At 50.3% G+C, this 12864-nt stretch carries 12 protein-coding genes; all 12 read right to left on the bottom strand.

From position 1 onward, the window contains the following. Positions 1 to 461: 461 nt before the first annotated feature. The 12 genes from U5L07_17875 to U5L07_17820 all read right to left on the bottom strand — a co-directional run bounded on the left by U5L07_17875 (position 462) and on the right by U5L07_17820 (position 12713). Positions 462 to 1097: an acyltransferase gene (locus tag U5L07_17875; protein ID MDZ7833619.1), complete on the bottom strand. Its 636-nt coding sequence runs from the start codon at positions 1095 to 1097 to the stop codon at positions 462 to 464. Positions 1098 to 1113: 16 nt separating this feature from the next. Continuing rightward, positions 1114 to 2553, bottom strand: a complete 1440-nt coding sequence (locus tag U5L07_17870; GenBank protein ID MDZ7833618.1) for a polysaccharide biosynthesis C-terminal domain-containing protein — start codon at positions 2551 to 2553, stop codon at positions 1114 to 1116. Between the two features lie 122 nt (positions 2554 to 2675). Further along, positions 2676 to 3632: a sulfotransferase gene (locus U5L07_17865; GenBank protein ID MDZ7833617.1), complete on the bottom strand. Its 957-nt coding sequence runs from the start codon at positions 3630 to 3632 to the stop codon at positions 2676 to 2678. Positions 3633 to 3668: 36 nt separating this feature from the next. Next, on the bottom strand, positions 3669 to 4790 hold the full coding sequence (locus U5L07_17860; GenBank protein ID MDZ7833616.1) for a glycosyltransferase: 1122 nt from the start codon (positions 4788 to 4790) through the stop codon (positions 3669 to 3671). A gap of 3 nt (positions 4791 to 4793) precedes the next feature. Next, a complete protein-coding gene (locus U5L07_17855; GenBank protein MDZ7833615.1) occupies positions 4794 to 5450 on the bottom strand; it encodes an EpsI family protein in 657 nt (218 codons plus the stop codon). Between the two features lie 35 nt (positions 5451 to 5485). Further along, positions 5486 to 6370 (bottom strand): exosortase A, encoded by an 885-nt coding sequence (gene xrtA, locus U5L07_17850; GenBank protein MDZ7833614.1) that lies wholly within the window; start codon positions 6368 to 6370, stop codon positions 5486 to 5488. Then, positions 6367 to 7512 (bottom strand): glycosyltransferase family 2 protein, encoded by a 1146-nt coding sequence (locus tag U5L07_17845; protein ID MDZ7833613.1) that lies wholly within the window; start codon positions 7510 to 7512, stop codon positions 6367 to 6369. Before U5L07_17845 ends, xrtA begins: the two co-directional genes overlap by 4 nt. Positions 7513 to 7722: 210 nt before the next feature. Further along, positions 7723 to 8187 (bottom strand): hypothetical protein, encoded by a 465-nt coding sequence (locus U5L07_17840; GenBank protein MDZ7833612.1) that lies wholly within the window; start codon positions 8185 to 8187, stop codon positions 7723 to 7725. A gap of 29 nt (positions 8188 to 8216) precedes the next feature. Beyond that, positions 8217 to 9461 (bottom strand): DegT/DnrJ/EryC1/StrS family aminotransferase, encoded by a 1245-nt coding sequence (locus U5L07_17835; GenBank protein ID MDZ7833611.1) that lies wholly within the window; start codon positions 9459 to 9461, stop codon positions 8217 to 8219. A 40-nt stretch (positions 9462 to 9501) separates the two neighbouring features. Next, complete coding sequence (locus U5L07_17830; GenBank protein MDZ7833610.1) at positions 9502 to 10608, bottom strand: GNAT family N-acetyltransferase; 1107 nt, start codon at positions 10606 to 10608, stop codon at positions 9502 to 9504. Between the two features lie 56 nt (positions 10609 to 10664). Further along, positions 10665 to 11408 carry a hypothetical protein gene (locus U5L07_17825; protein ID MDZ7833609.1) on the bottom strand — a complete coding sequence of 248 codons (744 nt, stop codon included), beginning with the start codon at positions 11406 to 11408 and terminating at the stop codon, positions 10665 to 10667. Positions 11409 to 11525: 117 nt separating this feature from the next. After that, positions 11526 to 12713, bottom strand: a complete 1188-nt coding sequence (locus U5L07_17820; protein ID MDZ7833608.1) for a PKD domain-containing protein — start codon at positions 12711 to 12713, stop codon at positions 11526 to 11528. Positions 12714 to 12864: the final 151 nt, after the last annotated feature.

Genomic DNA, 12864 nt, shown 5'->3' with positions numbered 1-12864 from the left:
GATGCATGCTTAAAGAGTTTGTGAAAGTATAACGGGATGAAAGACGAGCGACGAAGCTGATGAAAATTTCGGTGCCTTAAAAGTTGTTTAAAATTTGCCAATGATAAAAAATTTTCTGCAAAATATAAAATCTGGCCATGTTTTCCAGCCAGCTTTTTAAGAACTTGAAGATCATCAATAAGCTTGGAGCGACTTGCTGCTGAACCTGAATGATAAAAAATCAAGTCATAACATCCGCGATTGGCGTCAGACGTTGATAATTCTTCCAGGAAATCAGAATTTGAGAAAATATTGCGCCAATGCCCGAGTGCACCTCCGACTACGAGTATGGCAGCGCCTGATATGTCCAGGAATGCAAGAAAATTTTCAGCGCTGCCGGCGTAACTGCTATAGCCGGCCGGGCGGATTTTCGCAGGATTGGCTTCCAAAGGCTTTACTTAAAGACATTTTGATGCAGAAAATCAACGACTGCCGGCACTATCCGTGATTTCTGCCTGTTCCGGTTTTTCTTTATCCGCATTATCCGCTGCAGCAGCCGGCTCCCGATGTCCGATAACTCTTGCCGGATTTCCGGCAAGGATTGAATAAGGGGGGTATTTTTTGACCGGGACAACCGCGCCGGCTGAAACCACAACACCGTCAGGCAAGGTAACACCCGGCGAGATAAAGGCATTGGCGGCGATAAAGACATCATTGCCGATGAACACCGGCGCCTTTCTCTGGCCCTGTTTTTTGATAAGCGTATCCCGCTCTTTATAATTATGATTTACGCTCCAGATTTTAACTCCCGGCGCCAGCATGACATCATTGCCCAGTGTCACACCGCCCAGGGCCTGGATAAAATTGTCAAAGCCTATGTTAACATTATCGCCCACCACAAGATTTTCCATGGATCGGAAACGTGTGCCTGCAAGCACTTTCAGATTTTTCCCTGCTGATTTTAATCGTTTTGACACATATCTGCCCCTGAGGATATTCCCGAAAAGACAGGGCACCTGGGAAATCAGCCAGTAGCCGTAATATTTTCTTTCGTTCCTGTCGAGCAAATCCCAACATAATCGCTTCAGCAAATCCAGAAATCGGGGTTGTTGTGACATAAGTCTCGCCTTTTTCTCAGCTGCTTTTTACCATGCCACGCATCTGGCGGGGTAACTGCCATGGATGCAGCAACAGGCTGCGCATGCGCAGCCGATGCTTTACGGATAAAACCGGCAGCTGGGTGAGCGTATAAACAAATATTAAAAAAACAAGGATGTTTAAGCATATGGACCAGACAATTTGATCAGGGCCGAATACCGCAACCAGAACAGCAAGGACACTTAAAGGCAAAAGCGGATAAATCCGCTTCCAGGGAAGTTCCATGTCATACAGGCTTCTTGCATGAAAATAGATATACAGAAACCGTGCGGCAAAAGTCACGGCAGTCGCCCAGGCCGCACCGGCAGCACCGAAACGGGGAATAAGAACAAAGTAAAGAACCGTGATCAATCCCGCCGACAGGATCGTGCTTTTGGTGATTATGAACGTTTTCCTGTGGATCAGGATACCCAGATTACAGTAATTCATTAGTCCCTGGAAAAAATATGCCAGCAACACTATGGGCACAATCTGCGCAGCTCCCCAGAAATCCGGATCCGCCATGATCATAAGAATATTTTTGGCAAACACAGAAATACCAACGGCAATTATCAATATAAACACGGTAAAAAGAACAAAAACCTCCTGAAATGTGGCTTTTGGATTGGGGTTTTTTAGCACCTCGTATCGTTCCGAATCCCAGATGGACATGAAAGGCTGGGTTCCGATGAAAGTGAGCAGGAAACCGAATTTATACCCCAGTGAATAAATGCCGACATCGGACAATGTGCCGTAAAGGTTTAAAAAATAACGGTCCCCGAAAGTCACGTAAAAAGAAACGATACTTGCCAGAATCAGGGGGTAACTAAACGCCACCAAAGTTTTTGCCTGTGAGAAGGAGACATGCAAACCGACTTTGCCCAGGCAATAACTTCCGAGAAGCAGCGCCATGGCTCCGCCCGATAAAACAGCGCTTAACACCACCCCTTTGACGCCCAGCCCAAGGAAAACCACCAGATAAAGATTAAGCGATAATTGCAAAAAAAGCTTGAGGGTGCTGAAGGAGACAAAAAACCAGGGGCGCTGCTGGGCCCTTATGTAAGTCATGGCAACTTCCACAACCGGGTGAAACAGCAGGGAAAGAGAAAAAAGAATCAACAGGTTCTGCTGTTGGAGCCCGCCGAAAACAGCCTTGCTGATAATACCGGAGGCTCCATAAAGCAGCAGGAACCCAAAACCGCTCAAAAGCGTTGTAAGCACCAGGGAGGATGAGATAACCCGGCTTTTGGCAAAATCATCGTCTGCCATCAAATAAAACCTGAAAATCGCCTGGCCGATCCGCAATCCGAAAATAATACCGGCAAAGTCAATCACCATTGAGAGCAATTCAATTGTGCCATACTCCGCCGGCGTCAACACGCGCGTATAAATGGGCAGCATGACAAAGCTGACGCTATAGCGCAAAATGTTGCCCACCAGGTAAGCGCTTCCGTGAGAAACTAATTTTTTACCCGTATCATTCATCATTCAGCCGTATTATTAAAAGGACGCCTATTACCGGCAAACATCGCTTAAAGCCCGATCTGTTTTTCACAATTCTAAAAACGGGCGCTAAGAATAGCTTTTTGATATAATTTTCCAAAAATATTGCCCGTCTTCATCAATGCCCTATGGATTCTATATAATGCGAACAAAATTCTTCCGTTATATATCTTTTCATCGCTTTGGGCTGTAATGTCTTTAATTGCCAGATCAACAAAACCTGCATGATATTTATTCAAGGCTTTTTTCCATCTTCCAATACTGCTTCCTTCTATCGCTTTAGCGGCGACTTCCTCCTTTGTATAAAACACAGAGTCAACATTGGCCGCACGTTCTTGCATATATGAAGTCCCCAGGCCATCCAGCTCGAGCATGCCATTCTCAAGGGGCAGGCCCAGAAAATCAACTATATCCTTTGCAGTTTTGCCCGGATTATTCACCAAATCTTCATACTTTACGATAAAAGTTTTATCTTTATTTTTTTCATAAAACGAAAAACCCGCTTTAAAATGCTCATAAACACAATCAACGGAAAGAAACAAATTTTTTACATGAGCAGGCACACTTTGTTTTTTTTCTAACGCTCTTTTTCGAACCTTTTTTAAAGATGCCACGATATCCTTCGGGTCCCTGACCACAAAAATAAAAAATGCATCATCAACTATTTCTGATAATGTTTCAAAAGCAAGTACATTCGGGGGGGTTTTTTCGCTGATTATTTTGACGTTATGTCTCTCATGCACGATTCTGAAAAGGGAATCTATAAAATCCCGGAAAATTGCTTTCAATTCAGTTTTATTAAAGTAAAAATTAATTCTCTTGTCATCAATTCTTTTGACCATATTTTCATATAGGTGTGTTATTTCCTGAAGGGAATTCAACTCAGGACCGCCTGCAATGTCAGAATGTGAATCAAGGAGCCGTTGAACTAATGTTGTTCCTGACCTTGGTGATCCACCTACAAAAACCAGTCTAAATGAAGACTTACTTTTAGCGTCAGACAAAATTTCCATACAAAAAAACCATTATTCTCTAATCTTTACGGTTGTTTAGCTTTTTTCTGCCATTCTATTATACAATCCCATATAGCCCTCAACCATTCTTGCCGTGGAATAGCGGTCCATAATTTTCTTACGGGCCTTCTCCCCCAGGGTTTCCAGGAAATCCGGTTGGTCGATCAATTCAATAATCCTGGATGCAAATAAAGAATTATCGCCCTCGGGTATGGCAAATCCGTCTGAGCCGGTTGTGATTATCTCTTTTAAGCCGGCCACATCAAAGGCGATAACAGGGAGGCCGCTGGCCATTGCCTCGAGGATGGACATTGGCGTGCCTTCATGCATCGAGGTATTGATATAGAGGTCAAGGCTATTGTAAAAGGCCTGCATATCTTCGACATGGCCCAGCAGCCGGACCTTTGCGCCCAACCCGTATCGGGCAGTCAGATTTTCCAGTTTCTCCTTTTCCGGTCCTTCGCCTGCGATAACGAAACGGGCATGGGTTTTTGCCTGGCAGACTTGTCTGGCGATTTCTATAAACGTGTCAAACCGCTTAACCGGGAACAGACGGCCGGCAGAGCCTATGGTAAAAGGCCGGGCGGTTCCATCCCTGTCCGGTTGTTGCGATGGTTTGGGAAGATTGATGCCATTGGGTATAATGGAGAGCTTGCCCTGCTTCAAACCGCAGGTTTCCAAAAGATAGTCTGCTGTATCTTTTGACACAGCCACCGATTCGGTGAAGATCCAGCGCAAGCACGAGCGGTTGAGTCTGTTGATAATTGTTTTGTTAAAGGCGCGCTTATTGCTCTCCGTTCTGCCGTGCTGCGTGGCGACCAGTCCGGGTCTGCCGCAAAAACCGGCGATAAGTGCGGCAAGGATGTTTTCTTTATACCGGTGGGAATGAATGATGTCCGGTTTAATTTTACGGGCAAGCCAGGCGGCTCTTGCGGCAATGGACAGGGCCGAATGTTTCCGCTCGTCCAGCAGATAGCAATTGATGCCCAGTTGCCTGCATGACTGTTCCAGACGGCCTTGATTCAAGATGATGAGGTGGAGATCAATATCCTTTATCTGATTCAATCCGGATAAAAGCTGATAGGCCATGGCTTCGGCGCCGGCCCATAAATCGCCGGAAATAATATGCACAATTCTTATGGGGTGTTTTTGGGTCAACGGTCAAACATCCTGCTCTATTGGCCAATACCGGGGCAGCATCGTCAAAACCTTTTCAGCAAAAGCCTGCACATCAGAGAACGCAGGCTCGATTTGATTTTTTTGCACCTGCATGGAAATCTGAATAAAAGCCCCGTCGTTTCTGTTTTTGGTGACCCGGCTCACAAATCGCTGAATATTCTGCTCCAAACCTGAATCCAGCACTTTGGTCCCGCCGGAGTGATACCAGTGCAGCATGACATTATATAAGTCCCCTTTACGAGTGATTGTATAGTTGACCTCCTCATAGGCGTCTTTGTATCCGGCGTATAATCTGACATTTTTATCCGTCACTATCCCCCACCCGGCACCCGGAAGGCAGGCATAGGGATTGTGGCCGGTTCGCCCGCCTTTGGCTGTTCCGTAGTAGCCGATATAAAGATCGATAACCCGGCTGTCAGGGGATTTGTAATGCCGGTAGACGTGCTTGTCCGCATTAAGTTCGTCATAAACCGATTGGGGAAAAGTATCATCTGTTGCCGTATACCCGCCAATTTGCATGGGGATATTTTCCAGGTTGGTCTGCACCACCACCGGCGTCTTGCGCGAGGCAATGGCCGCAACAGCAAGCAGGGTCAGCAGGAAAACCAGCGTGGTGGTGATAAATGTTTTATTTTGCATGAAATTAACCTGGCAGAAAAAAGCTTTGAGAAAATTTATTCAAATTCTGGCTTGTCTTTTTTTGCGCTTCCCCGGTTCAACAGCATGTATTCCAGAAGCAGGAGAACAAAGCCGAATGCAAAGACGGCCATGCCGGAAAACTCGTGCAGAAACCCCCTTGCCACCTGTTTGCCGAAAAAGTGGGCAAGGATGCCGGTACCCGTGACGCGTATGATGTTGGCAAATATGGCCAGGGGAATGGCTGACAGGACCAGGATGAGACGCCGCCCCCAGCCCTTGTCCATCAGGTAGGAAAACAGCACGCCGAGCATTATAAACGCGGTCATGGAGCGAAGCCCGGAGCAGGCTTCGGCGACTTCAAGCTGGGTCTGAGCAAAATACAGCATGTTGCCTTCCTGCAGCACGGGGATGCCCAATGCATGGATTATCGCATGAGAAATGTCGGTGGCAAAGAGCTGCAGGGGAAATGCCGCCAGGCCGTAGATGGAGTCCGGCACCGGTACCATAAAGATCAGGTACAGTAAGGGAAATGCCAAAACCTTGAATACGGCTGTTCCAAAATTAAACATTACCAGCCCGCACAGGCTGGCAACGATCATAAGCCGCTGGACCACGGCCACATGCCCGGCAAGCGCCAGCAAATACAGGCAAAGACTAAAGACCAGGATCACAGCCCCCCAGTTGGAAGTGCGGATTGGCGCCCTGGCGAGCTGCGCCCGGCTGCTCCAGACGAAAAAAGCGGATATGAGCGGGACCAGCACACCGTGGGAATTGTTCGAATGGTTCATCCAGGTATGCCATAGGGCGGGATAAACCGGTGTAAAAACAAGCCCCCAAAGGATAAAAACAACACCGCATTTCAGCCAGAAGGAAAAGGCGGAAGCATGATTTATGAGCTTATCGGATTCAATAAATGTCATCGCTTTGAAGGTTCCCAGTAAACAGAGCGCTCGCCCCTGAAGTATTTGACCCAGGCCATGATGATGGCGGCATTGACCACGAGGAAATAATACGGAATCTTAAGGCTGCCCGGAAAAGCGGGCAGCCTGTCCTGCCATTGAAACACCCCGTAACATGCAGCCAGTAAATAAAAGACCGCCTGCAAGCCGAGCAAATATGTGTAGAGGATCGAAGAATGGATGAGAAAAATATTGCTGACCAGCGCGAGAACAAGGAAAAAAGGCACCAGCCAGCGGCAGAGCTTGTGGCTGAAAAGCTGCCAGGCAAAAAGTTTGTAAGTCAACGGATTCAGAAAATTCAGGTTGCGCCCCAGAACCGACAAGCCCCTTGCCACGGTCCGCACCTTGCGGTTGAACTCCTTTTTCTCATCGGCAATATTGCGGTACCAGCCCAGCGCCCGGGGATCGGAAACCCCCCTCAGACCGAGTTTCAGGGAGTTGAGCAGCGTGTTGAAATCACTTTGCAGATCCACGGCCCAATCCGTGCAGACCTCGCGCCTGGCGGCAAAAAAGGAGCCGCTCAAACCGACCAGGGAGCCCACCCTGGACTCCAGGCGGCGCAGCAGCATCTCGTATTTGACATAAGCCCCTTCCCCGCTGATATGCCCTTTTTCATCGACAAACCGGTCTTCACTGCTGACGCAGCCCACGGTGGGATCGGCAAAGCTGGCAGTGATTGTTCGAAGCCCTTCGGGCGCCAGCATGGTGGCCACATCGCTGAACACCAGGATATCCCCGGCTGCTTGATCCACGGCGCATTTCTGGGCAAACTCCTTGCCCTTTCTCTCCGGTGAGCGGGCCACCTTCAGGTGCGCATGGGATTGGATGATTGCTTCCGTTCTGTCTGTTGAAGCATCCGAGGCAAAGATGACTTCCAGTCGGTCCGCGGGATAATCCAGGGAAAGGGTGTTGTCTATTTTTTCCTGAACCCGCTCCTGCTCATTGTGTACCGCGATAATCAGCGATACCCGGGGCAGCAGCTGCTCATCCCGCTGCACGGGTTTCCTGCGGAACAAAGACAGGATATACAGGCATAGCGGGTAGCCAATATAGGCGTATACAATTGCAGCCGCCGAGAGCCAGAAGATTAATTGCATAAACATTTACTCTTCCATATCTTTATCATCTATTTGGCTTTAGTCGAATTCAAGTCAGCAAAAAAAGCTGATAGACCTGAAGCTTGAACGCCTCCACAAGAAGTTCGAACAAGCCGGTTGGTTTGTCTGATGCGATAACCCAAAGTCTGGTCCCTGATGTATTCAAAAAATAGCGAAAACTTTTCCCGGCCCGTTTGGTATGGTGGGTCGAGGTAATTAACAGAAGGTTTTCCCAGTCTTTTTTTTTGCCATCTCTGACACAGTTCTGGCCTCGGAATAGGTCCCGAAAAAACCGGAGTCAACTTCAATGGTGTGTACGTGATTTCGGGGGATATTTAAATTTTCAAGGATCATCAGCGACCATTCATCATTGCTCAGGTTTCTGCCAAGCGCCCGGTTGTATTCAGTGGTGCCCGGCCGGCTGAGGATAAAGATCGCTTTGCAGCGGTCCCTGTCATGAAGCGCGGCAACAGTCCTGAATTTGGCCTTCAGGCTCTCCTGGCCGCCTCCCAGTATATAAACGGCATCGAATGTTTTTCCCTCGGGCAGTTCATCCACGCAGGTGAGATACGATACCAGGCCGGCATGAACGGCAGAGCAAACACGGCTTTGCAGACACACCATCACAGCGGCAAAAAGGATGACCGCACTCAGAGCGAACCATTTTAATTTTCTTTTCATTTACGGGAGATTAACCGCTGATCAGTCCATTAGGCGGATACCGGCACCGAATCCGCCGACCGAACCGTTTCCAGCCCGGCTGTTATCCGCCGGCGGTCGTCCGGGGATACGAACCCGTGCACAGGGAAAGTCAACAGGCAGGCAGCACATTGCCTGGCACCCGGAAAAACCTCTCCCTTATTGGATAGTCCGAGTTCTTTTATTTCATCCACCGGGGCGGGATATGAAGGCATGATGCCCAGTCCCCGTCTTTCGCTGACATCCAGGACCGCATCCCGAAGCCGGCTGTTCTTAACCCGCACCGGCAGGCGAAGCAGCGGCAAGGGCCGCTCTGAATGTTGACTCGCACCACTTACCGGCTCAAGCCATGGAAACCGGCCGAGGGTCTTTGTCCAGTAACGCACGTTTTCCCTGCGTACGGATTGAAACGAGGCGATGCGCCTTTTCCAGTTCCGCGCCAGTCCCGCCTGAAAGGGGGAATACGCTTTGATCGGGAAGCCCGGATCATAGATGGTTTCCCCCAGCTTCAGGCCGGGCAGGGATTTGGGCAGCCAAAAAAATGCGGGGTTTGTAAGGCCGGATAAGGCCAGGGCATATGCCGCCAGCTTCACTGGCCGAAAGCGGGATTGCCCGACAAATTCCTGAATAACAAGTTGGAGCGCTTCTGCCAGCCGGTCTGAATTGGTGACAATGAGCCCGCCCTCGACGGTGGAAAAGGCCTTTCCCCGGCCAAGACTGAAAAACCCGATATCACCCAGCGTCCCGAGGGGTTTTCCATCGAATTCCCCTCCCATGGCCTGGGCCGTATCCTCTATAACCACAGCCCCGGAATCCTTCAGCAGCTCCCGCATTTTGGCGATATTGGCCGGAAGACCGAAAAGGTGGGGGCTGACGACGGCTAAAAGCTTTTCTTTCGGGCTCAGGCGGCCGGGTAAATCATCAAAATCAAAATCCAGCGTGGCCGGGTCCACATCGCCCAGCCGGGGTTTCAAGCCGGCCCGAACAATGGCGGAGGGCACGGAATAACAGGTGAAGGCCGGAATTAAAACCTCGTCGCGCTCCGGTGAAAACCGGTGGAGCGCATGGAGTATCAAGGTTAAGGCAGCCTTGCCGGATGAAACCAGAAAACAGTGCCGAACCTGGAATTTCTTCCTGATATCCGCCTTGAAATTTTCAATTGCTGCCGGCCCCTGCTGCAGCCCCTGGATTCCACAAAAAATATCGTTTAAAGGAATCGGCGCGGCTGCCGGGGGTAAGGTTCGCTTAACGCGCATGGGCACCGCTGCTTTATTATATTTCAATTTACCGGGGGAATTATAGCGTAATGTACTTTCTGAGCCGGCTCCCAACTAATGTGGCGACCGGCAGGGGCGTTTTCCGGATAATCTGCTCCAGTATTTCCCTGGTTCTGCCGGGCGAAACGGTAAATCCCGCTGTTGCCGGCCGGCGCCCGGTTTTGCCGTTGAGCACCCATCGCTGCCAGTGCAGGGGCTGCGGTGTCGCCCCCCACTGGGCCTTAAACCTGTACGTCCCTTCCCCGGGTGTGGAACGGCCGAAATCAAAAAACCGGTATCCGCGGTCTGCGGCAAACTTTAAAAACGTCCAGTACAGCAGCATATTCGGGCTGAAACGGTTAAACCGCTGCCGGGAGGAGGCCCAGGGGATAGAGACGATACGCTTGTGGCAGAGGATAATGCCGGCAGCCGCTGCTGTCTGATCCGGCATGTAGACAACCCCGCATCCGGCGTTTTCCCCGTAAGCCTTCAGGATCCCGCCCAGCCAGTCTTTACCGTGCACGGGCGAGCCCAGGTCCCGCATATTCTCCGCAAAAACCGGGTAAAAGTCATTTAACAACGCCACCCCGCCCAATCGGGCTGTCAAACCGTCGCGGGCCGGCCTTTTAACCTGGCTGCGAAGCTTGGATTTAAAGCCGGCCAGCAGGGCATCAGAGCTCTCCGGCAACTCAAGCAGCATGCGGACTTTTTGCGGCGGCCGGGGTTTTGGACCGGCGAGCCCGACATTGCCTTCTTGGGCGCCGGCCTTGTCCGGATTTCCGGCCGCCGGCAATGACGGCGACTGCCGGATTTCTATTTTTGAAATGTTGTGCTTCCGCGCATACTCGCAGGCATGGTTGAAAAGGGCCGAAGCAATTTCGGGACGGTCAGCCAGGATACCGCCGGCATCGCAGTACGGCAGGGAAACAAGCTGACCCTTTTTAAACGGCAGATGCACATGAACTATTGGCAGAACACCGCAAACCCGGTTTTTCTCCTCCGCCAAAAAATAGGGGCAGTCAAAGCCATAAGCCGCCTCTGTTGCCTGTTTCCAGGCAAAAAGATGATAGGCGAGGCCCTCCGGGCTGCCGGCTGCATAGGCGTCCCAAATAGAAGCATCGCTGTTTTCCGCCCTTCGAACCTGCAATTTTCTATGCCTTACCCGTTTTCTTGGTTCCTTCAGCCGCTTCAGAAAGTGCGGGGTTACTTTGCCTGTTCCGCCAGCAGCTTCAGGAGGTACGCGGCAACCATCCTGCGGCCCGTCTCATTCAAATGCCCCCCGTCATAAGTGTATGAAGGAACCAGGGCTGCGTATGTGCTGCCATCCATTTCAAATGTTTCCCGGGTGCCATCCGGGCGGGTCGACTCGATCCGGGCGATATCCAGCAGTTTTCCGGAAGCCTCATACTCCCCGCGCACCAGCTCGTTGAATTCATTTCTTTTGATATTGTCCGCGTATTCCCATATGAGCTCCTTGCCGATCAGCTTTTTGATCCAGGTTTTCCAGGAGGTCTTCGTGGTTTTCAGCGGAGCGGTTGTGTGGAGAAAAACGGTATCCGGATAGGCTTTCTGCAGCTCACCCATGGTTTGCCGGTATGACTCAAAAAGTTTGGCAACGTCGGTCTCGCCCTTGATGTCTACATAACAGAACTTGAAAAAAGCGATGTCCGCATTATCTCCCAGCCCGTTGTTTATTTTATTATGGAAACCATCAATCTTTGACTGCCAGTCCCTGTTTTCACCATTGCGGGAGTGGGCAAAAACCGGTTCATCAAAGTCACTTAAATCGCTTGTTTCCTTGATGGTCAAATCAATTGCGTCATTGCCCTCCATGATATCGGCTACGCCATCCATTATATTGAAGCCCACGGATTGATGGCCGAAATAAATTTTTTGATCTGAGACCGGCTTCCATTGCTGGTCAGAAATTCCTTCCAAAATTTTCATGTAAGCCCTGCTATCCTGCATATTGTCTCCGTTGCTGCATGAGAGAATAAACAAAAAACCTGAAATAACGACAATTAATCCAAAACTGAGATGTTTCATCATTCATACTCCTGTGATTTAATCGGAGAGCAGTAGCAGAAGGCACCCGCCTGAACCGCCATTGCTCTCCTGCGGATCATTGGGGTCCGGGGGTTCACCGGTTTCAACAAGGACCTGGCAGGTATCGGTGTCGGAGAGCCCTTCCGAATCGGTCACGGTAAGGTCAAACTCCAGGGTTTCGTCGCTCTCCCCGACTTCAGGGGCGGTAAAGCTTGCCCGGGCGCTGTTCGGCGAGGAGAGCGCCGCCGTGGCCCCTGAGATCTGAACCCAGGCGTAGCCGGCGATATTGCCATCCGGGTCATGCGAGCCGGAACCGTCGAGCGTGACCAGCTCGCCTTCGGAAACTTTCTGGTTCCCTCCGGCATCGGCAGTAGGTGCTGCGTTTCCGGTTTGAAAGGATTCTATGACGTTGACGATTCTTTCGGCAAACAAGGGCCCGGCGGTTTCATTGGCCAGGGTGTTCGGGTGTGAGTCGCTGCTTGAATGGCTGCGCTCAAATTCATACTTCAGGCAGTTCACCTCGCCGTTTGGCGGGTTTGGGTCCTGCTCCGCCACAATGCCCCAGAAATCGAAGATAAATATATTGGGGTGCGCCTGACCGTCTTCGGTCAAAAAATTATTTTTGACCCAGTTAACGAACTGTGCGGCCCTGGCGGCATTATCCGCGTTGGTCGCCAGCCTGTGCCTTGGCGGCAAGGTCCAAACGATAAAAATTGTATCTGTAAAGGTGTCCATTAGATCTCGTAGCGCCCGGTACTGCAGCTTGTAGTTCTCCAGTGTTTTGGTTCTGGAATCGACAGAGCCGGTTCCTGTGCCGGCAACAATATCTGAACCCGGGAAACAGTGCTTGAATATGATCACATCATAATCGGCAGCCATGGAATCCAGGCACTCGATATCCGGGTCACTGGAGTCGCAGGCGCCGTTGATCCAGAGGTTCCAGTAGTCGTAGGGGTAATTGTGCCACGGATAAGAGCCTGTCGGGTAAGAGCGTTCCTGAATCTGGTAATTCGTCCCATTGGCATTGTTGTAATCGCTTATCCATTCCGGGACATCCCCTTCAAGATAGACGTTGCGTCCGGTTGAGTGATGCAGGAAAAGGATCTCCTCGTCAGCCGCCAGGGCAAGCTGGGCGGAGGCCAAAAGCAGCAGGAGCAAAAGACCCGTGCAGCCAATCCATTGTGCTGAAAAATTTCCTTTAAGCATGAATCATCCCCCTCATTTTTTGGTTTTCAGTTGATGGCTTCGTAAAACGTCCAATATCTGCGTTGCGCTGCATCCCTCAAAATTTCACGTACTCTTATGTACGCTGCATTTCTCGGGATTTGCGTCGCCTTGATCTTGAACTTTTTACTTT

It is taken from the genome of Desulfobacterales bacterium (assembly GCA_034520365.1).
Lineage (GTDB): Bacteria > Desulfobacterota > Desulfobacteria > Desulfobacterales > Desulfosalsimonadaceae > M55B175.
Note: the sequence above shows the minus strand (reverse complement) of the source record. Positions and strands in the feature narration are given on the sequence as shown.

What these genes read in the sequence shown, in the direction of transcription:
- U5L07_17820 (MDZ7833608.1), bottom strand. Translation starts at nt 12,713, where the DNA reads ATGCTTAAAGGAAATTTTTCAGCACAATGGATTGGCTGCACGGGTCTT.
- U5L07_17875 (MDZ7833619.1), bottom strand. Translation starts at nt 1,097, where the DNA reads ATGTCACAACAACCCCGATTTCTGGATTTGCTGAAGCGATTATGTTGG.
- U5L07_17825 (MDZ7833609.1), bottom strand. Translation starts at nt 11,408, where the DNA reads ATGAAAATTTTGGAAGGAATTTCTGACCAGCAATGGAAGCCGGTCTCA.
- U5L07_17840 (MDZ7833612.1), bottom strand. Translation starts at nt 8,187, where the DNA reads ATGAAAAGAAAATTAAAATGGTTCGCTCTGAGTGCGGTCATCCTTTTT.
- xrtA (MDZ7833614.1), bottom strand. Translation starts at nt 6,370, where the DNA reads ATGACATTTATTGAATCCGATAAGCTCATAAATCATGCTTCCGCCTTT.
- U5L07_17855 (MDZ7833615.1), bottom strand. Translation starts at nt 5,450, where the DNA reads ATGCAAAATAAAACATTTATCACCACCACGCTGGTTTTCCTGCTGACC.
- U5L07_17865 (MDZ7833617.1), bottom strand. Translation starts at nt 3,632, where the DNA reads ATGGAAATTTTGTCTGACGCTAAAAGTAAGTCTTCATTTAGACTGGTT.
- U5L07_17845 (MDZ7833613.1), bottom strand. Translation starts at nt 7,512, where the DNA reads ATGTTTATGCAATTAATCTTCTGGCTCTCGGCGGCTGCAATTGTATAC.
- U5L07_17835 (MDZ7833611.1), bottom strand. Translation starts at nt 9,461, where the DNA reads ATGCGCGTTAAGCGAACCTTACCCCCGGCAGCCGCGCCGATTCCTTTA.